18 protein-coding genes are annotated in these 18,088 nt (G+C 73.1%); 8 read left to right on the forward strand and 10 right to left on the reverse strand.

Annotation, left to right across the window (positions count from 1 at the left end):
• Positions 1-136: 136 nt before the first annotated feature.
• On the reverse strand, positions 137-952 hold the full coding sequence (locus Ate02nite_RS31225) for a phosphotransferase enzyme family protein (RefSeq protein ID WP_203811437.1): 816 nt from the start codon (positions 950-952) through the stop codon (positions 137-139).
• A gap of 225 nt (positions 953-1,177) precedes the next feature.
• Between Ate02nite_RS31225 and Ate02nite_RS31230 the strand changes: the two genes are divergently transcribed.
• Positions 1,178-2,725 (forward strand): tagaturonate reductase, encoded by a 1,548-nt coding sequence (locus Ate02nite_RS31230; RefSeq protein WP_203811438.1) that lies wholly within the window; start codon positions 1,178-1,180, stop codon positions 2,723-2,725.
• A gap of 296 nt (positions 2,726-3,021) precedes the next feature.
• Here Ate02nite_RS31230 and Ate02nite_RS31235 read toward each other — a convergent pair whose 3' ends face one another.
• Positions 3,022-4,008, reverse strand: coding sequence for a hypothetical protein (locus tag Ate02nite_RS31235; protein ID WP_203811439.1), 987 nt, complete (start codon positions 4,006-4,008; stop codon positions 3,022-3,024).
• A gap of 31 nt (positions 4,009-4,039) precedes the next feature.
• On the opposite strand from Ate02nite_RS31235, the gene Ate02nite_RS31240 reads away from it, so the two are divergent.
• Positions 4,040-4,942: an NADP-dependent oxidoreductase gene (locus Ate02nite_RS31240; RefSeq protein WP_203811440.1), complete on the forward strand. Its 903-nt coding sequence runs from the start codon at positions 4,040-4,042 to the stop codon at positions 4,940-4,942.
• A 21-nt stretch (positions 4,943-4,963) separates the two neighbouring features.
• On the opposite strand, the gene Ate02nite_RS31245 is transcribed toward Ate02nite_RS31240, so the two are convergent.
• The 3 genes from Ate02nite_RS31245 to Ate02nite_RS31255 form a co-directional block, all read right to left on the reverse strand.
• Entirely contained in the window at positions 4,964-5,731 is a 768-nt protein-coding gene (locus Ate02nite_RS31245) for a DUF4386 domain-containing protein (protein ID WP_239147827.1), read from the reverse strand.
• A 147-nt stretch (positions 5,732-5,878) separates the two neighbouring features.
• Positions 5,879-6,412 carry a hypothetical protein gene (locus tag Ate02nite_RS31250; protein ID WP_203811441.1) on the reverse strand — a complete coding sequence of 178 codons (534 nt, stop codon included), beginning with the start codon at positions 6,410-6,412 and terminating at the stop codon, positions 5,879-5,881.
• Entirely contained in the window at positions 6,413-6,991 is a 579-nt protein-coding gene (locus tag Ate02nite_RS31255) for a hypothetical protein (RefSeq protein WP_438871272.1), read from the reverse strand.
• A gap of 548 nt (positions 6,992-7,539) precedes the next feature.
• Between Ate02nite_RS31255 and Ate02nite_RS31260 the strand changes: the two genes are divergently transcribed.
• Both Ate02nite_RS31260 and Ate02nite_RS31265 read left to right on the forward strand, forming a co-directional pair.
• The gene (locus Ate02nite_RS31260) at positions 7,540-8,397 is read left to right on the forward strand and encodes an ATP-binding protein (protein ID WP_203811442.1); all 858 of its coding nucleotides are present in this window, start codon (positions 7,540-7,542) and stop codon (positions 8,395-8,397) included.
• A gap of 94 nt (positions 8,398-8,491) precedes the next feature.
• Complete coding sequence (locus Ate02nite_RS31265) at positions 8,492-10,231, forward strand: DUF1996 domain-containing protein (protein WP_203811443.1); 1,740 nt, start codon at positions 8,492-8,494, stop codon at positions 10,229-10,231.
• Between the two features lie 17 nt (positions 10,232-10,248).
• On the opposite strand, the gene Ate02nite_RS31270 is transcribed toward Ate02nite_RS31265, so the two are convergent.
• Genes Ate02nite_RS31270 through Ate02nite_RS31290 form a run of 5 tightly spaced genes read right to left on the reverse strand, consistent with a single transcriptional unit; the run spans position 10,249 to position 13,781 of the window.
• Positions 10,249-10,647 carry a hypothetical protein gene (locus Ate02nite_RS31270; protein ID WP_203811444.1) on the reverse strand — a complete coding sequence of 133 codons (399 nt, stop codon included), beginning with the start codon at positions 10,645-10,647 and terminating at the stop codon, positions 10,249-10,251.
• The gene (locus tag Ate02nite_RS31275; protein WP_203811445.1) at positions 10,644-11,876 is read right to left on the reverse strand and encodes a molybdopterin-dependent oxidoreductase; all 1,233 of its coding nucleotides are present in this window, start codon (positions 11,874-11,876) and stop codon (positions 10,644-10,646) included. The genes Ate02nite_RS31270 and Ate02nite_RS31275 overlap by 4 nt, the downstream gene beginning before the upstream one ends.
• Entirely contained in the window at positions 11,849-12,493 is a 645-nt protein-coding gene (locus Ate02nite_RS31280) for a methyltransferase domain-containing protein (RefSeq protein WP_203811446.1), read from the reverse strand. The genes Ate02nite_RS31275 and Ate02nite_RS31280 overlap by 28 nt, the downstream gene beginning before the upstream one ends.
• Positions 12,490-13,125 (reverse strand): TIGR04282 family arsenosugar biosynthesis glycosyltransferase, encoded by a 636-nt coding sequence (locus Ate02nite_RS31285; protein WP_203811447.1) that lies wholly within the window; start codon positions 13,123-13,125, stop codon positions 12,490-12,492. Before Ate02nite_RS31285 ends, Ate02nite_RS31280 begins: the two co-directional genes overlap by 4 nt.
• Complete coding sequence (locus Ate02nite_RS31290; RefSeq protein WP_203811448.1) at positions 13,122-13,781, reverse strand: glycosyltransferase family 2 protein; 660 nt, start codon at positions 13,779-13,781, stop codon at positions 13,122-13,124. The genes Ate02nite_RS31285 and Ate02nite_RS31290 overlap by 4 nt, the downstream gene beginning before the upstream one ends.
• Before the next feature lie 144 nt (positions 13,782-13,925).
• Here Ate02nite_RS31290 and Ate02nite_RS31295 point away from each other — a divergent pair, with 144 nt between their 5' ends.
• The 4 genes from Ate02nite_RS31295 to Ate02nite_RS31310 are packed head-to-tail and all read left to right on the forward strand — an operon-like array spanning position 13,926 to position 18,088.
• Positions 13,926-14,978 (forward strand): NAD-dependent epimerase/dehydratase family protein, encoded by a 1,053-nt coding sequence (locus Ate02nite_RS31295; RefSeq protein ID WP_438871273.1) that lies wholly within the window; start codon positions 13,926-13,928, stop codon positions 14,976-14,978.
• The gene (locus tag Ate02nite_RS31300; RefSeq protein WP_438871274.1) at positions 14,975-16,297 is read left to right on the forward strand and encodes a hypothetical protein; all 1,323 of its coding nucleotides are present in this window, start codon (positions 14,975-14,977) and stop codon (positions 16,295-16,297) included. Before Ate02nite_RS31295 ends, Ate02nite_RS31300 begins: the two co-directional genes overlap by 4 nt.
• A 56-nt stretch (positions 16,298-16,353) precedes the next feature.
• Positions 16,354-17,037: a response regulator transcription factor gene (locus Ate02nite_RS31305; protein ID WP_203811450.1), complete on the forward strand. Its 684-nt coding sequence runs from the start codon at positions 16,354-16,356 to the stop codon at positions 17,035-17,037.
• The gene (locus Ate02nite_RS31310) at positions 17,030-18,088 is read left to right on the forward strand and encodes a sensor histidine kinase (protein ID WP_203811451.1); all 1,059 of its coding nucleotides are present in this window, start codon (positions 17,030-17,032) and stop codon (positions 18,086-18,088) included. Before Ate02nite_RS31305 ends, Ate02nite_RS31310 begins: the two co-directional genes overlap by 8 nt.

Genomic DNA, 18,088 nt, shown 5'->3' on the forward strand with positions numbered 1-18,088 from the left:
GCGCCGCCGAGGCTGGCCGGCCTTGCGCCGGCGACGGTGGCCGCGAGCCGATGCGCCGCACCGACCGGGCCGGCCGGCTGTGCCACTGGATCCTCGAGATCCACCTGGTCAACCGCGAACGCGGCTTCGGCGGCTTCTACGAGGAACTCCTCGACCTGGCCTGACCCGGCCACCCGATGAGGTGACGTTCGAAGACATCCCGCTCGGCGAGCACGTAGTCCGCGTCGCCGAGGTAGAGGACGTGATGCCCGGCGGCGAGGTGGCCGGCGTAGGCCTCCTCGCCGGCGGCGGCCCGGGCCCGCATGAAGTCGACGACGGTGTGCAACCGGGCGGCCACGGCGTCGATCAGCCCGGCCCGGCCGGCGTCGTCGAGTCCGTAGCGGTCGCAGAATATGCGCAGGCGGGCGGCCTGTTCTTCGGTCGTGCTCCCGGCCGCCTCCACGGTGCCCGGGGCGCTCATCGGCACCCACCGGTACGCGGCGTAGGCGACGTCCGACAGGCGCGGTCCGGGCCGCGCGTGGTCGAAGTCGATGATGCCGGCCACCCGGTTGCCGTCGAGCACGCAGTTGTGCGGCGCGTAGTCGCCGTGACAGATGACCTCGACCGGCTCGGCGGCGGGGATCTGCCAGCCGTCGCGGGGCGCCGTGCGCGCGTACTCGGCGGTGGCATCGTGGTACGCCCGCAGCAGTTCGGCCGCGCTCTCCAGCGCCTCGGGTGAGGCCGCCGCCGGGGTGGCCGGGTAGTTCGACACCTCACCCGGCAAGAAGTCGAGGACCTCGAATCCGTCGCCGGTGATCTCGAGCACCCGCGGCACGCCGCGGAAGCCCCGGGCGGCCAGCATCCGGAGCAGCCCGTGCACGCGCGGCGACCAGGGTCCGGTCGGCCGGCGCACCGTGTCACCGATCCGGATGACCTCGTTGACCCCGCCGGCCAGCACCTCGTAATCCGCCATCTACGTCGCCCCCTCGTCCTCGTCCCGCCCGCCATATTGCCTTGACCGGTACCCGGGGGGTTCACAGTTCCTCGACCCGCAGGTCCGGGCCGCGCAGTCGGCCTGGGGGTTCGTCGACGACGCGGCCGCCGCCCTGATCGACGAGGAGACCGGCCGATCGTCGCGAAACAGCAAACCTTTGCAAACTTCAGCCGGTTTGCAGTCATCAAAGCGCCGTTGACAACGGTGCAACCGATTGCAATATTCTCGATCGTCGATGCTTCATTTCGCCGATCGAGGGGGCTGGTCACGATCGCCACCAACGCCGCGGAACGCCTCCGGCCACTCGGGGAGGCGGACCCGGGCCGGGAGGTCCTGCCGGTCCGGATCCTCCAGGTCGGCGCCGGTAACTTCCTGCGCGGTTTCGCCGACTGGATGGTGCAGCGGGCCAACGACGCGGGCGTCCTGCGGCACGGCATCGCGGTCATGAAGGCCACCCCGCGGCCCGAACTGGTCACCGGGCGGCTCACCGAGCAGGCCGGGATGTTCCACGTCGTGCTCGACGGCGTTCGCGACGGCCGCCCGTTCAGCGAGACGACCCTGGTGACGGCGGTGCAGTCGGTCGTCGACGCGTACCGGGAGTGGGACCTCTGCCGTGATCTGATGCGCGAGGAAACGCTGAGTCTGGTCATCTCCAACACCACCGACGCCGGCATCGTCTACACGCCCGACGACCTCAGCGCCGCGCCACCCGCCTCGTTCCCCGCCAAGATGACCGCACTGCTGCACGAACGCTGGAGCCACTTCGCCGGCGACCCCCGGCGAGGCCTGTCGTTCCTGCCCTGCGAGCTCATCGAGGACAACGGTGCGACGCTGCGTTCCCTGGTGGTGCGGCATGCCCGCGAGGCGGCGCTCGCCCCGCAGTTCGTCGACTGGGTCACCGAGCACTGCCGCTTCTACGACACCATCGTCGACCGGATCGTGCCGGGCCTGCCCGAGCCCGAAGCCGCCGAACTCCGCGCGTCGCTGGGCTTCGACGACCGGCTGATCGTCCGCGGCGAGCACTACGCCGACTGGGCGATCGCCGGCGGACCGGCGATCCGCGACGAGTTCCCGCTCGACCGGGCCGGCCTGCCGGTGCGGTTCATGCCCGACATCCGGCCCTACCGCGAGCGCAAGGTCCGCATCCTGAACGGCACGCACACCGCGATGGCGGCCGTCGGCCCGCTGCTGGGCTGCCACACCGTGCGCGACGCCGTGCAGCATCCGGCGGTCGGCGCCTACCTGCACCACCTGCTGCAGGACGAGGTGCTGCCGTCGCTGCCGTCCGAGGACCCGGAGGAACTACGGCAGTACACCACCGCCATCCTCGACCGCTTCCGCAATCCCGCGCTGCACCACCTCCTGGCCGATATCCGGCTCAACGCACTGGCCAAGTGGCGCACCAGAAACCTGCCGGTGGTTCTCGACGCCTGGTCGCAGGGACGGCGAGCCGACCTCGGCATCTTCGCCTTCGCCTGTCTGCTGACCAGCTACGCGGGCGCCTTCGGCGAGATGCCAGTCCGCGACGACGAAACGCTCGTGGCCGGCTTGCGGTCCGGATTCGACGCCACCCACCCCGACCGGTGGATCGCGGACTTCATCGCGTCGCTCGACTGGCCCGAACTGAGCGACACCGCAACGGCAGCCCGCCTCACCGCGGAAACCGGTGCCCACGTCCGCGCACTGCTCGCAAACGAGCCTGCCCACGCCCTGCAGACGCTGCTGGCCGGCCACGAAGCCAAGTCGCCCTGACAGCCATTTTCCGAAGGCTGGGCGCGGGGCCGCTTTGCGATCCAAAACGACAATCCCTTTTCCGTACGCGCCGACTCAGTCCCGTGGCACTCGGTCCCGCTTGGCGCGACTCACCCTCCGCGCGCCCGCTACGGGCGGGCCCGGCCCCACCGCCAGGCGGCCTCCGGCCGCCGGCCGACCCCGGATGTCCGGTTGCGCGAGAGGCGCGGCACGCGCCGGTGTTGCACGGTGGTCGCGCGGTGGCGGCGGTCGGGTGTGGTTGCGGTTGTGGGCGGCGCAGCCCGTACTGATAAAGGTCAGCCTCTGGTCCGTAGGACCGCGAAGTCGAAGCGTTCGACCAAGTCGGTGCCGGACGGTGGCGGGCTTGGTCGATCTGGATTCGGGCGGCGCAGGTAATAGACCTTTCCGGTCAGCCAGGAGAGAACGTCGCCGATCGGCTCGTATTGTCGGCCGGTGCTGCCGAGCAGGACCGGCTGGCCCTCGTTCTCGTTTCTCGGGCGGCTGTGGCCGACCTGCCAATCGACGCCCGGGGCGGCCCGGCGGACGGTCTCGGCGAGATACCAGGCGACCGCGTCCAGCATGCGCAGCGACTCGTCCGACCAGTTGTGTGGCGCCAGCATGGCGGTGCGGCCGAACCACATCGGGAGGTCGGCGTCGCGGGGCCGGCGGAGTGTCGAGCCGTTCTCCAGGACGATCCGGTCCTTGGGTGCGTCGTCGGGGCGCAGCTGCAGGAAGCCGACCGCCCACTCCCAGAGCGGACCGAGGCTCGCCCGCGAGAAGTCCCGCGTGACCGGTGCGCCGGCCAGCCGGGCCAGCCGCTGGTCGCCGGCGGCCAGGTAGCGGCGCAGGTAGTCCTCATCGGACTCGGCGGGCGGGACCTGACCGGGGCCGCGCGAACCCGGCGCGATCAGGTCGAGGACCGCGTTGAGCGAGGCTCCGGTCAGGTCCCGTTCCTCGACCACGAACCGGGCGCCGTGCCGCCGGGCCAGCTCCTGCAGCAGGTCCACCACCCGGGCCAGTTCGGCGCGGTAGACGCCCGGTGGCCGTTTCGGGTATGCGTCGGCGACCGAGACGACGATCTCGCGCACCCCGTCACGGCCGGCCGAGACGGACCACTGCGTGCTGGCCCGCTCGCCCTCCCAGACGAGCTCGGCGAACTCGCCCCGGGCGACGCCCTCGGTCAGATCCTCGTCGTCGTCCCCGAACAGCCGGCCGAGCACCGCGACCGTGGCCGCCCGGCTCAGCTCGGCACCGGACGGGACGACGCCCATGTCCAGGCTCATGCGACGGCAGAATACCGTCTAGAGTGGACGGATGTTGGGTGTCGTCGCGAGCGCGCTCGGTGGTCCTGAAGTGTTGCGGGTGGCGGAGTTGCCCGAGCCCGAAGCGGGGCCCGGGCAGGTGCTCGTGCGCACGCGGGCGGTGTGTGTGCACCCGGCCGACGTGGCAGCCACCACCGGAATGATCCCCGGTGGGCCGGTGCCGCCGCCGTTCCTGCCGGGCTGGGACATCGCCGGCGAAGTCGCCGCGGTCGGCCCCGGCACGACCGAGTTCCGGGTCGGTGACCGCGTCGTCGGGATGATCCCGTGGTACCTGACGCGGGGCGCCCCCGGCGGCTACGCCGAGTTCGTGGCGGCCGACGCGGGCTGGCTGGTGCCGCTGCCCGACGAGCTCGACTTCGTGTCCGCGGCGACGGTGCCGCTCAACGCCCAGACCGCACACCAGGGCCTGGCCCTGATCTCGCCGGTCGGCCGCCTTCTGGTCACCGGTGCCAGTGGGAGTGTCGGCGGCTTCGTCACCCAGCTGGCCGTTCGGGCCGGCTACCACGTCCTGGCCCAGGCGAGCCACGACGACGAGGAATGGGTGCGCGGTCTCGGCGCCCACGAAGTCATTCCCCGCTCGGCCGATCTGGCCCCGGTGGCCGCGGTGTTCGACGCGGTCCCCCTGGGCGAGGCGGCGGCCGCCGCCGTCGAGGACGGCGGAGTCGTGGTCGCCACCCGGCCCACGCCGCCGATCATTCCCGCCCGAGGTGTGCGCCAGGAGGTGCAACTCATCCACCTCGACCGCGAACTGCTGGCCGATCTGGTGGGACAGGTGGCATCGGGACGGCTACGCACCCGGGTGGCGGCCACCCTGCCGTTGGCCGAGGCAGCCGAGGCGCACCGGCGAGTCTTGGCCGGCGGCCTGCGCGGCAAGCTCGTGCTGACCTTGAGCTGAGCAACGGATGGCGCCGGACGGTCAGCCGGGCTGCCCGGACAGCGTCGGTACGCGTGGGGCGGGCGGAAGCCGGGTCGCGGGGATGTCCGCGGTGATCCGGGCCGGCCGGAAGCCCTTGACGATCAGGTAGACGCCCAGCGAGAACTCCCACACCCCGATCGGGATGGTCAGCAGGCCCGACTGCGTCGACACCTGGTCCCAGAAGCCGAACAGCGTGGCGATCGCCGACGTGGCGAGCAACGGCGCCGCGATCAAACCAAGGACAGGCAGGATCCGGGGTACGAGTCGGGAGCGGTACAGCAGGGTGCCCAGCAGGACGGCGTTCACGGCCGGGATGAAGCCCTGTCCGAGCAGGAACGTCCAGGTGTGCAGCCCCGCCAGGGCCTGTCCGGTAACCAGGGCGTCCGCGCCGGCTCCGGCCTGCCGGACGGTCACGAAGGTCATCACGATCACGACCCCGGAGAAGATGGTGGCGGCTTCCAGGACCCGGGCGCCGACGAGACCGAGCGCCATCGCGTGGTTCTGCCGCTTGACCACCGGGTACAACGCGACCGCCGTGCCGATACCGGCCAGGGCCACGATCATCTCCAGGACGACGCCCCAGATCACGCCGGTGTCCGGGCCCGGGCCGACGACGAAGTTCGGGTCGCGGATCGGCGCGTACAGGCCGAGGGTCGGCACCGAGACGAAGCTGAGCAGATAGCAGATGCCGGCCGCGAGCGCCGTCTTCCGCAAGGGAGTCATCGGTGCTCGCCGGGCCGGCGGCGGCCGGATGTCGGTGGTGGCCATGTCGGTTTCCCTCCCGATCGGATGGCGTTCGTTGCCGACGCCTGCGGGTGACCCTACGCCGCCGGAACCGGCCCACTGGATGTCGTTTATGCAGCTCAGGGTCGTATACCGGCACCGCGGAGGCAACGCCGATCACCCGCCAGGTTCTTACCGAACGGTGACGGCGGAGTCGTGGTCGAACGGGCCGGTGTGCCGTCCCGGAGCGCGTACGTGCGCTAACGGGGCGGTGCCCGGCGGGGACGCGGCGAGGCGCGCTAGGCGATGCCGGAACAGCGGCCGGTAGAGGTAGCCGGCGACCGCGGTCAGGAACGCCGTCATCAGAGCCGACCCCACGACGACGGTGGCCGAGGAATCCGGGTCGTCGCGTGCGGCCATGGTGATCGCCATCCCGGTGACCGAGGCCCCGATCAGGCTGTAGGCGCCAACCATCGCGTAGATCGGTTTGCGCGCCCAGGGCCGGTGGCGCAGTGCTCCGATGCCGACGGCGAGCGCGACCGGGGCGACGACGGCCAGCGCGGCGGCGTCGCCCCCGATGATCTGGTTCAGGGTCGTCGGGGAGGTGCGGTAACGAATTACCCCGGACACGAACGGCCCCAGCACTGCGACGGCTGCCACCGCCGCGCCGAGCAGCACCAATCCGGCGCCGAGCAGGCGGTTCCGATCCTGATCGGCTACCTGCATCTAGGCGAGCCAGGTGTTGCGCCGCACCAGCGGGATGGCCGCCCACCGGCGGCCGAGTCCCCAGGTGGTTCCGGCGCCGAGCAGGGCCAGTAGAACCAGGACTGCCGCGTAGACGAGGTGGTCGTCCATGAACGGATTGGATTCCGGCGGCAGGACCGCGGTCCACATGAGTACGGTCAGCAGCGCCCCGGCGGCCGCGGCCATCCACATGCCGATGCCGAGGATCAGCGCGACGCCGATGCCGAGCAGGGCGGCCATGAACAGCACGTCGACGACGACGTTGCCGGCGATCGAGTGGTAGAGACCGGCGAACGGTCCGCTGGCGGCTTTGCCGAGGAACCCGGCGGTGGGGCTGCCGCCGTCCAGCCAGGCGTTCGCGGCGGGAGTGCCGCGCCCGAGGCCGAACAGTTTGTCGAGGAACGCCCACAGGAAGATCCAGCCCAGGGCGAGGCGGATGCCGGCGAGAAGGTACCGCGTCGCGGTGGCCTTGCGCCCGGTCACCGGGGAGGCGTTCTCCGGTACGGCGGCGGTGCCGGCCTGGTGCCGCCCGCCTCGTTCCAGCGGTTGTGTGGTGGTCAAGCGTGGGGATTCGTGACCGTTGGCGATGTTGACCATCGCACTCACATTCCTTCAGTTGCTCATGACGCATGTTCCGCAGCGCGTCCAGCGCGTCAACGGACGGAGGTGCCGCCTGCGCGAGATTTCTGCACGGCTGGGAGACCGCGTCAGCCGCAGCAGGATCCGTGATCGGTCGCAGATGTCGGAGGCGGTGGCGGGCTCAACAGCCACCGGGGTCCCGGGCGACGTGTTCACCGTACGCGCATTTCACCGTTCCTGCCGGGCGGCGCCCACCCGGCCGGCGGGTATGTCGTTTATGCAGCTCAGGATCGGATAACGGCACCACGGACGCGACGCCGATCACGCGTAGAGTCGACGGCGATAGGCCTGTTCACCCTTACGGTGACCCGCGATCCAGACCCCGTCGCTATGCCGTTGCACTGCACGGAGACGACAAATCGTCCCCGGGCAGCTGCCCCAGCCCCCGGTAGCGCACCATGTTCCGCCAAGGCGCTGGGAGACACTGTGGCCGCCGAACACCGTCCCGCCCGCCTGCCGATGGACCCGCGGTGAGCGGCACGGAGCGTCGGAACCCGGTCCGGCCGCTGCAGTCGCCGTACCTGCTCACCGCCGCGACCGACCGCCTCGGAGTGGGAATCACCATCAGCGGCGACGCGAGCACCGCCGTCATCGAGCTGACGGCGCACGGGCCATGGCTACCGCATCTTGGCGATCAGATAACCGCCCACCTGCGACTGTGCGTTGCCGGACCGTCCACCGCGATCATCATCGATCTGCAACACCTCGACGATCCGTACGCGGTCAGCATGCCGTTCTGGCTGGCAGCCTGGCGGCAGGCCAGACTCGAGCCGTCCCCGGTGCACCTGACGTTCTGCCTGCCCGCCACCACAGCGCTCAGTCGCCGGCTCCGCAATTTCCAAGGACCACAGCCCCGCGTGTGCGCCGACGTACCGGAAGCACGAATAGCGATCGCCGAGCGGATCTCACGCGCCGACCGGCTTCAGGTCCGCCTGACGCCCCAGCCGGCCTCCGTACGCGCCGCCCGCGGTCTCGTCACCCAGGCCTGCCACGCCTGGCAGCTTCCACAGTTGCTGCCCGACAGCGCTCTGATCATGTCGGAGTTCGCCGCCAACGCGGTGGAACACGCCCGCACCGACTTCATCGCCACCGTGCGACGCAGCGGCACCGGGCTGCACGTGGCCGTCCGGGACGGTGCCGCCCGCTTCCCCCAGCCGAGCCGGCCCCCGCTCTCCCACCCGCAGCCGAGTTCGCCGCTCGAACGGGGGCGCGGGCTGCGGCTGGTGCACGCGGTGGCCGACGCGTGGGGCGCCATGCCGACGCGCGGCGGCAAGGTCGTGTGGGCAACAGTGAATCACTTCCCTGCTCAGGTTCTTACCGATCGGTGACGTCATCGGGGCTGCCCCGTCCGGTGGAGCCCGTCGGCCGTATCGGGACACGTCGGCTCAGCACAGCCGCCACGTCGTCCACCGAGGAGCCTGAATGAAGGTCACCGATCGTCAACGCCGGCTGGTCCGGTCCCGGGCCGCGCGGGTCACCGTCGCCGCGGCCGTTCTCGCCGCCTGCGGCGCGCTCACCGTCACGTTCGTCAGCGGCGGCGGGCGGGACAGCGCCGCCGCGGCCACCGACCTGAGCCAGTACGTCGCCATCGCCAAGGTGGCGCCCAACGTGACGGCTCCCCCGGTCCGTCGTGGTGCCTCCACCGGACGGTTCACCGTCGACTGCGGAACCAACGGCAACGGCAAGTTCAGCCCGGACAACCCGGTCGCCCAGCCCGGCATCGTCAACGGCGCCGAGCACCTGCACGACTTCGTCGGCAATCTCGCCATCACCGCGAACACCTCCGACGCCGACCTCGCCAAGGCGGGTACGACCTGCCGCAACGGTGACCGGTCATCGTATTTCTGGCCGGTGGTGCGGATCGACGACGCCGTTCGCCCGGACGCGGCCGGCGTCGGCCAGGCCGTCCGGTCCACGGTGCCGACGGTGAGCTGCCCCCGGGTCGCCGACCGGCTCCCCGCGATCCCGGCGCAGGTGAAGAGCGCCGTGGATGCTCAGCTGCGGGCGCTGTCGCAGCCACGGGAAAACGCCGAGCGGCGGCTTGCCGGCCTGCGCGGACGCCTCGACACCACCGCCAACTCGTCGGTGCTCGAGACGCTCCGTCTGCAGCGCGCCGCGCACCTGCGGCGGATCGGTGAGCTCATCACCGCGGCCGGTGGGAAACGACCGGCGAACCTGGTCGGCCTGGCCGAGTGCGACCTCAGCTACGACGCCCTGCACGCGCTCACCCACACGCGGGACACGACCCCGGCCGCTGAGCTGACGGTTCGGTGCCCCAGCACCCGGGACAAGCTGCCGGGTGTTCCCGCGGCTGCTCTGGCCGAGGTGGACGCGGGCCTGGCCGAGCTCGACCGGCAGCAGTCGGAGGCCGACGAACGTCTGGTGGATGCTCGCGGGCAGGCCGATCCCGACTTCGCCCGCAACGCCGTCCTCGGGCCGCTCGCCGCCCGGCGGGCCGCGACACTCGATCGGATCGCCATCGCCATCGGCCGTAACGGCACCCGGCCGCAGGGTCTCGATTCCCTCGCGGCGTGCAGTCTGAGCCGGGCCGCCACGCCGGCGCCGTCCGCCTCGCCGACCACTTCCGCGTTGCCCGAGCCGCAAGGCCGCGATCTGGAGCTGCCGAACAACACCGGCGGCATCGTCCGTCCCGCCACCGTGCGCATCGAGTACCGCGGCAACCCGACCGGCAAGGTGGTGGCGATGCCGAAATTCCTGCGCGAGCTCACCGGCGACGCGAAGCCGACCAGCCGGGGACCGGCGAACGCCCGCGCCACCTGGACCTGCTCGGGCTTCACCGACCGGCTGACCGACAAGTATCCGATCTGCCCGCGCGGGAGCCGGGTGACCCGGGTGCAGGACTTCCCCGGCTGCTGGGACGGTGTCAACATCGACAGCGCCAACCACCGCGCCCACGTCGCGTTCGCCGACCGGACCACCGGTGCCTGCCCGGCCGGCTTCAAGGCCATCCCGCAACTGCGCATCACCATCGCGTACGACATCGCGCGCGACGATCAGGTCAACGGCCGGTACGCGCTGGACTCGTTCCCCGAGGAGAACCACAACCCGTTCTCCGACCACAACGACTTCATCAACGTCAACTCCACCGGGCAGATGAAGCGGATCACGGCCTGCCTCAACACCGGCCGGCAGTGCTCCTGACCAGCTCCGGGCCGGGATCAGCGGTGGCGGCGGCTCCGGACCGCCGCCACCGCCACCGCGGCCCAGATCACGGCGTACGCCTCGAGCAGGCCACGCCCGTAGTGCAGCGGCAGCAGGGACGGGTTGTCGGCGGCTCGGCCACGGGCGAGCACCAGCGGGACCGCCACGACCGTCACAGCCAGGCTCGCCAGCAGCCCGGCCCGGACGAAAGCCCGCTGCCGCACCGGGACGAGCCGGCCGATCAACGCGCCGGCACCGATGGCGATCGGCAGCAGGACAGCGTCGTGCGCGACGAGCACGCCGATCAGGAACACCAGGGCCCCGCCCTTGACGTCGGCGTCGGTGAGCGCGCCGGTCACGGCGTACGTCATGACGAGCGCACCGATCACGATGAGCGCTCGCCGCGCGGTTTTCACGACGCGCTCCGCGCGGTGATCCGGGCGACCCACTTGGTCTGCAGCACCCCGGGACGGTTCGGGGCGATCAGCCGGGCCGGGTATCCGTGGTCGGGATGCAGCGGCTCGCCGCCCAGCCGCAGGGCGATGAGCGTGAACGGGTCGCGGACGTGTGGCGGCGGCACGGTCGTGGCGCGGTACCGGCCGCGGGTCTCGAGGGACTCCACGTATGCCTCGACGTCGTCCGGGTCGACACCGGCGAGGGCGACCAGGTCGCGCAGCCGGACCCCGGTCCAGGTGCCGGTGGAACTCCAGCCTTCGACGCAGCTGATCGGCAGCACGACGGTGTGCTGCGGGAGGGCGGCGAGGTCGGTCAGGGTAAGGCTTTCGGTCCGGGACGGGCCGATCACGGTCAGCCGGTAGGCCGGGTCGAACAGGGCGTCCCGGACGCCGGCGGCACCCGCGGTCTTGTTCACCGGCACGTGCTGCGGCCCGGAGCGCGGCCGGCGCGGGGCGAGCACCGCCACCGGTGCGAGTGGAGCGACGGTCTGCCCGACGGTGGCCAGGGTGATGACCCCGGCGGCGGCGCCGATGGTGCCGAGCAGGCCCCGCCGGCTGAGCGTTCCCGGGCCGGTGCGGTCCGGGGTGGGCCGGGTGAGCGCCGGCCGGATGATCGGGAGCTTCACCCCGATGTGGGTCAGCAGGGCGCCGATCGCCAGCCAGGCCGACCAGTAGTGGCCGGCGGTGAAGAAGAACGGCATCGGCCCGTACCAGTGGGCGATGTTGAGGATGCCGCTGACGAGCTGGAACAGCGCGGCGGCGACCAGGACGGCGATGCTCGCGCGTTCGATCGCGTGGACGACACTGCGCGCGGGCGGCCAGCCGAACAGCCGCGGGTAGACCGACCAGAGCTTCGCGCCGAGCAGCGGCACCGACGCCAGCCCGGTCGCCACGTGCGTGCCCTGGGTGACGCGGTACAGGTTGACCGGCCGGGCCGGCCAGCTGAACCAGAACGGCGGATGCTGGATGAAGTGGCTGATCAGGCCGGTGACGAAGCAGATCGTGAAGGCGACCCCGAGCGCGGCGCCGAGCAGGCTGGTGAGCCGCGGCGAGCGCAGCTTCGAGTCGAAGGCGCCGCGGCGCCACGGTCCGCGGCGCAGGGCTGCCGGTGGTGGCGGCAGTGGCGCGTTGAGCCAGGCGAGGCCGCGCCGGGCCCGGGCGATCAGGCCGGCAGCAACGTCGCGAACCATCGGTTCGCCTCCGTCCAGGTGGTCAGGATCCGCAGCGCGCCGGACGCGGCGATCGCGGGCAGGTCGGCGACGGCCAGGACGGCCCAGGGAAACGGTTCGCTCGCGGCGCCGTCGCCGATGCTGAGGCGGGCCTTCCCGGACCAGCTCGTGGCGCCGGGCGGGGCCAGCTCGACGTGCAGGCGGCCGTCGGCGGCCAGCAGTTCCCGGCAGCGGCGCAGCAGGCGGTGCGGGTCGCCGCCGATGCCGATGTTGCCATCGGCGAGCAGCAGGTGCCGCCACCGGCCGTGCCCGGGCACGGCGGCGAAGACGTCGCGGCGCAGGACGGCCGCGCCACGAGCGCGGGCCAGGCGGACGGCGGCGGCGCTGACGTCGATGCCGAGCGCGGGATGCCCGCGCTGGTTGAGGGCATAGGTGAGCCGGCCCGGGCCGCAGCCGATGTCGAGCGTCGGACCGGAGCAGCGGTCCAGCAGGCGGCCGTCGCCGGGCAGATGGCTGCGGCACCACGCGGCGGCGTCGACCCGCTGCTCGGCCCCGGTGCGAGAGTGGAGGGTCAGAACGGCCGGTGATCCGCCGGCGGCACGGGACAGGGCAGCATCGAAGACGGCCAGGGCGGTCATGCCGGGACCAGTTCCGGTACGGCGGCCGCGAAGCGGCTGCCGGGCGGGCAGAGCGCGGCGACGGCGTACGCGTCCGGGGCCGTGTCGACATCGGTGAGCACCGGCAACGCCGTCACCCGCAGCCCGCGGGCGGTCAGCGCGGCCAGGGTCAGCACACCGGTGTCCGAAGTGGACATCGGCACGTCCCGCAAGACCTGGGCGTGGGCCGGATCGCGCAGGCCGAGCGCCCACCAGCCGCCGTCCGCAGCCAGGCCGAGCACCGCGTCGGCGCCGTCCGCGACCAGCCGGGCGGCCGCGTCGCCGAGCAGAGCGGGACCGGCCTGCGGGGTGTCCATCCCGATCAGCAGGCTGGCCGTGCCGGGAACGGCGGTGTCGGCGTACGCGTGGGCGAGGCGTTCGCCGAGCGGACCACCGCGCTGAACCACCCGGCCCCAGCCCGGCGGTGCCGGGAGATCGCCGTCGACGACGAGGATCCGCGCGGCGGCCGGCGTCGCGGCGACGGCGTCCAGGGTGTCGGCCAGGGCCGCGGCGGCGAGCCGGGCCGCCTGCCGGGGCGTGCACGGTGGACACAGCCGCGTCTTGACCCGGCCCGCCACCGGCGTCTTGGCCAGGACCAGAATTTGTACGCTCATCGGGCCAGCACCGCGCTCATGTCGCGGATCGCCCGGGCGGTTCCCCGTACCGTGCCGGTGACCTTGGACTTCGTCCCGGCGGCCCGCGGGTGGTAGGCGACGTCGACCTCGGCCACCGACCATCCGGCGCGGGCGGCGGCGACGAGCAGTTCGAGCGGGTAACCGAACCGGCGGTCGCGCAGGCCGAGCGACAGCATGTCGTCGCGCCGGGCCGCGCGCATCGGGCCGATGTCGTGCACGTTCAGCCCGGTGCTGCGGCGCAGTCGCCGGGCCAGCACGGCGTTGCCGAGCCGGGCGTGCGGCGGCCAGGCGCCGCGGGTGGTCGGCCGGCGGCGGCCGAGGGCGAGCCGCACGGTGCCGGCCCGTACCGGATCGGCGACCAGCGGCAACTGGGCCGGGTCGAAGGAGCCGTCGGCGTCCATCACGCAGACCACCCCGTCGGCCGGGTCGGCCGCGACGATCCCGGCGTGCACGGCCGCGCCGTAGCCGGGCTGCGGAACGGTGACGACCGTGGCGCCGAGGCTGCGGGCCAGCTCGGCCGAACCGTCGGTGGAGCCGTTGTCGGCGACGATCGCCCGGTAGCCGGCGGGTAGCCGGCCGAGCAGCCACGCCAGGGCGGGAGCCTCGTTGAGGCAGGGAAGTACGACGTCGGTCATGAACGCCGAACGTAGCCTCGCCCGAGGGCCGCGATCGCCGGTTCGGGATTACGGCTCCCTTACGTCGCCGGCAGTTCTTACGAACCGCTGACGTGCTGCTCAGGGACCATGTTCGCGGGCCGGCCGGCGGCTACGGTCGGCGGCGTGACCCACGTACTCGTGACCGGCGGCGCCGGTTTCATCGGCTCCCAGGTGACCGCCGCCCTGCTCGCCGCCGGGCATCAGGTGCGGGTGCTCGACTGCGCCCACCCGGCCGCGCATTCCGGCCCGCCGCCGGGCGACGTCCACGGTGTACCGGTGCTGCGGGCCGACGTCCGCGACCGGGCCGCGGTGGCCGGCGCGCTGCACGAGGTCGACGCCGTGGTGCATCAGGCCGCGATGGTCGGGATGGGCGTCGATCTGGACGACCTGCCGGAGTACGTGGGCTGCAACGACCTCGGGACCGCGGTGCTGCTCGCCGAGATGGCCCGCCGGGGTGTGCACCGGCTGGTGCTGGCCAGCTCGATGGTCGTGTACGGCGAAGGTGCCTACACCTGCCCGGAGCACGGCTCGACCCGGCCCGCCGCCCGCCAGGTCGCCGCCCTGGCCGCCGGCCGTTTCGAGCCGGCCTGCCCGGCCTGCGGACGGGACCTCACCCCGGTGCTGGTCGACGAGGACGCCGCCCTCGACCCGCGCAGCGTGTACGCCGCCACCAAGCTCGCCCAGGAACATCTGAGCGCGGCCTGGGCCCGGCAGACCGGCGGATCGGTGGCCGCGCTGCGCTACCACAACGTGTACGGGCCGGGCATGCCGAAGGACACCCCGTACAGCGGGGTCGCCGCGATCTTCCGGTCGGCGCTGGAGGCGGGCCGGGCCCCGCGGGTGTTCGAGGACGGCGGCCAGCGACGAGACTTCGTGCACGTGTCCGACGTGGCCCGGGCCAACCTGGCCGCCCTGGACGCGACGGCCGGCCGCCCGGCCGGCTTCCGCGCCTACAACGTCGCGTCCGGCCGGCCCGCCACCGTCGGCGAGATGGCGGCCGCGCTGGCCGAGGCGTTCGGCGGGCTCCGGCCGGTGGTGACCGGCGAGTTCCGGCTGGGCGACGTCCGGCACATCACCGCCTCGTCCGCCCGGGCCACCGCCGAGCTGGGCTTCACGGCCGCGACCGACCTGCGCACCGGGGTGGCCGAGTTCGCGACGGCGGCGCTGCGGGGATGACGGTCCGCCGGGTGCCGCGAGCAGACCTGGCCGCGGCCGGAGCGGCCCTCGGGCTCGTCGCGCTGGCCGGCCTGGCGGGAGCGGCCCTCTACCTGGCCGGGCGGCCGGTGCACGCGAGTTCGGCCCCGTTCACCGGGCGCTGGCTGCCGCACCTCGGTCCGGGTACCCCGCTGGCGCTCGGGGTGGCCGTCCTGGTGGTCCGGACGGGTCCACGGCTGGCCGCCACCCTGCCCTGGCGGCGGCTGCTCGCCGCCGCCTACCTCACCGCGGTCGGCTGGATCCTCGCGCTCGCCCTGGTGGACGGCTGGCAGCGGGGCGTCGCCGGCCGGCTCACCACCCGGCACGAATACCTCAGCGAGGTCGGCGGGGTCACCGGCGTGCACGCCATGCTGCGCGGGTTCACCGGCCGCATCCTCGACTTCCAGCCCGACTCGTGGACCACCCACGTCGCCGGGCACCCGCCCGGCGCGTTCCTGGTCTTCATCGCCCTTGACCGGATCGGCCTCGGCGGGGGTGGGTGGGCGGCGATCACCTGCGTCGCGGCCGGAGCGCTGTGCGCGGTGGCCGTGCCGGTGACGCTCCGGGCCCTCGGCGACGAGGCCGCGGCCCGCGCCGCCGTCCCGTTCCTGGTGCTGTTCCCCGGCGCGGTGTGGATCGGGGTGTCCGCCGACGGTCTGTTCGCCGGGGTCACCACGAGCGGTCTGGCGCTGCTCGCGGTCGGTCTGACCCGGCGGAACCTGGTGGCGACCACGGCGGCCGGCCTGCTGCTCGGCGGTGCCCTCTACCTGTCGTACGGCCTGGTCCTGATCGGCGTGCCCGCGCTGGCCGTCATCGTTCTCGCCGCGCGGGTCCGGCCCCTGACCGTGCTGCCACTGGGCGCCGCGCTGGCCGGCGTCGCAGCCGTGGTGGCGGCGTTCACCGCGGCCGGCTTCTGGTGGCCGGCCGGCTACCACCTGGTCACCATCCGGTACTACCAGGGGATCGCGCGGGTCCGCCCGTACGCGTACTGGATCTGGGGTGATCTTGCTCTTGTTGTTGTCTCGGCCGGACCGGCCGCCGCCGTGATCGTCCGGCGTGCGGCCCTGGCCGGCCGCAGGCTGCACCCGGCCGTGCTGCTGCCCGCCGCGGGGTTGATCGCCATGCTGGCCGCCGACCTGTCCGGGTACAGCAAGGCTGAGGTCGAGCGGATCTGGCTGCCGTTCGCGGTCTGGCTGATGGCCGGCGCCGCGCTGCTCCCGGCGCCCGGCCGCCGCTTCTGGCTCGTCGGGCAGGCCGCGGTCGCGCTGCTGGTCAACCATCTGCTGCTGACCACCTGGTAGGGAACCGTAAGGACTTCACAAGGTGGTTCGGGGCCGGCCTTCGGTAGCGTCGGGACGTGGCCCATGTTCTCGTCGTCGACGACGACCCGACCGTCAGCGACGTCGTCCGGCGGTACCTCGAACAGGACGGCTGCCGCGTGCGGCTCGCCGCCGACGGCCTCGCCGCCCTCGCGGCCGTCGAGGAGGACCAGCCTGACCTGGTCGTTCTCGATCTGATGATGCCCGGCCTGGACGGCCTCGAGGTCTGCCGCCGGCTGCGGCATCGCCGGCCCGACCTGCCGGTGGTGATGCTCACCGCGCTGGGCGAGGAGGCCGACCGGGTGGTGGGTCTGGAGGTCGGCGCCGACGACTACGTCACCAAGCCGTTCTCGCCCCGGGAGCTGGTCCTGCGGGTCCGCTCGGTGCTGCGCCGCAGCACCCCCGCGGCCGAGCCGGCCCTGCTGGTCGACGGTGACCTCACCGCCGACACCGGCCGGCGGATCGCCCGGCTCGGCGACCGGCCGCTGGCGTTGACCGTCCGCGAGTTCGACCTGCTGGTCTTCCTGCTGCGGAACCCGGCCCGGGCCTGGTCCCGGGCCGAACTGCTGGAACAGGTGTGGGGCTGGCAGTTCGGCGACCAGTCGACCGTCACCGTGCACGTCCGCCGGCTGCGCGAGAAGATCGAGGCGGATCCGGCGGAACCGCGGCGCATCCTGACCGCCTGGGGCGTCGGCTACCGCTACGAGCGTGCGCATGACTGACCTGCTGCTCATCGCCCTGTACGCGCTGCTCTCCGGTGGTGCGGTGGGGGCGGCCGGGATGCTGGTGCTGCGCCGCCTGGCCGGCCGGTCGATCACCGTGCACGTCTGCGTGCTGCTCGTGGTCACCGTCGCCGCTGTGGTGGCCGGGGTCGTCACGGTGGCCACGGCGATGTTCCTGTCCGCGCACGACCTGCAGGTCGTACTGCTCACCGTGACCGCCTCGGCGGCGGTCAGCCTGGCCGTCGGCGTCACCTTCGGCCGGCGCCTGGCCGCGGCGGCGGTGTGGTCGGCGCAGGCCCGCGACCGGGAGCGCCGGCTGGAGGCGGGGCGCCGCGAGCTGGTGGCCTGGGTGTCGCACGACCTGCGGACGCCGCTGGCCGGACTGCGCGCCATGGCGGAGGCCCTGGAGGACGAGGTGGTGGCGGACCGGGCGGCCGTCGCCGATTACCACCACCGGATCCGGGTCGAGACCGACCGGATGACCCGGCTGGTCGACGACCTGTTCGAGCTGTCCCGGATCAACGCGGGAGCGCTGCATCTCGCCCTCGCCCAGGTGCCGCTGGGCGACGTCGTCTCGGACGCCATCGCCGCCACCGCGCCGCTGGCCGCCCATCGCCGGATCCGCCTGGTGGCCGCCGAATCCGGCTGGCCGACGGTGCTGGCCAGCGAGCCGGAGCTGGCCCGGGTGGTCACCAACCTGCTGGTCAACTCGGTGCGTTACACCCCGCCCGACGGCTCGGTGCACATCGAGGCCGGCCACGACGACGAGAACGCCTGGCTCGCCGTCACCGACACCTGCGGCGGCATCCCCGAGGACGACCTGCCCCGCGTGTTCGACGTGGCGTTCCGCGGATCGCGGGCCCGCACCCCGGCGCCGGCCCCGACCGCAACGGCCGGCGGCGGCCTCGGTCTCGCCATCGTCCGCGGGCTGGTCGAGGCACACGGCGGCCAGGTACGCGTCGACAACACCGGCAACGGTTGCCGCTTCGTCGTCCACCTACCCGGCGCACCGGGCCCGCTCCCCCGGCACCGCGCCGGCTCCATCGCCTGA

It is taken from the genome of Paractinoplanes tereljensis (assembly GCF_016862435.1).
GTDB classification, from domain to species: domain Bacteria; phylum Actinomycetota; class Actinomycetes; order Mycobacteriales; family Micromonosporaceae; genus Actinoplanes; species Actinoplanes tereljensis.

Excerpts from the sequence above, each read along its gene's own strand:
- Ate02nite_RS31245 (WP_239147827.1), bottom strand. The coding sequence starts at position 5,731 with ATGGCCACCACCGACATCCGGCCGCCGCCGGCCCGGCGAGCACCGATG.
- Ate02nite_RS31290 (WP_203811448.1), bottom strand. The coding sequence starts at position 13,781 with ATGACCGACGTCGTACTTCCCTGCCTCAACGAGGCTCCCGCCCTGGCG.
- Ate02nite_RS31250 (WP_203811441.1), bottom strand. The coding sequence starts at position 6,412 with ATGCAGGTAGCCGATCAGGATCGGAACCGCCTGCTCGGCGCCGGATTG.
- Ate02nite_RS31225 (WP_203811437.1), bottom strand. The coding sequence starts at position 952 with ATGGCGGATTACGAGGTGCTGGCCGGCGGGGTCAACGAGGTCATCCGG.
- Ate02nite_RS31300 (WP_438871274.1), top strand. The coding sequence starts at position 14,975 with ATGACGGTCCGCCGGGTGCCGCGAGCAGACCTGGCCGCGGCCGGAGCG.
- Ate02nite_RS31275 (WP_203811445.1), bottom strand. The coding sequence starts at position 11,876 with ATGGTTCGCGACGTTGCTGCCGGCCTGATCGCCCGGGCCCGGCGCGGC.
- Ate02nite_RS31310 (WP_203811451.1), top strand. The coding sequence starts at position 17,030 with ATGACTGACCTGCTGCTCATCGCCCTGTACGCGCTGCTCTCCGGTGGT.
- Ate02nite_RS31285 (WP_203811447.1), bottom strand. The coding sequence starts at position 13,125 with ATGAGCGTACAAATTCTGGTCCTGGCCAAGACGCCGGTGGCGGGCCGG.
- Ate02nite_RS31280 (WP_203811446.1), bottom strand. The coding sequence starts at position 12,493 with ATGACCGCCCTGGCCGTCTTCGATGCTGCCCTGTCCCGTGCCGCCGGC.
- Ate02nite_RS31240 (WP_203811440.1), top strand. The coding sequence starts at position 4,040 with ATGTTGGGTGTCGTCGCGAGCGCGCTCGGTGGTCCTGAAGTGTTGCGG.
- Ate02nite_RS31265 (WP_203811443.1), top strand. The coding sequence starts at position 8,492 with ATGAAGGTCACCGATCGTCAACGCCGGCTGGTCCGGTCCCGGGCCGCG.
- Ate02nite_RS31235 (WP_203811439.1), bottom strand. The coding sequence starts at position 4,008 with ATGAGCCTGGACATGGGCGTCGTCCCGTCCGGTGCCGAGCTGAGCCGG.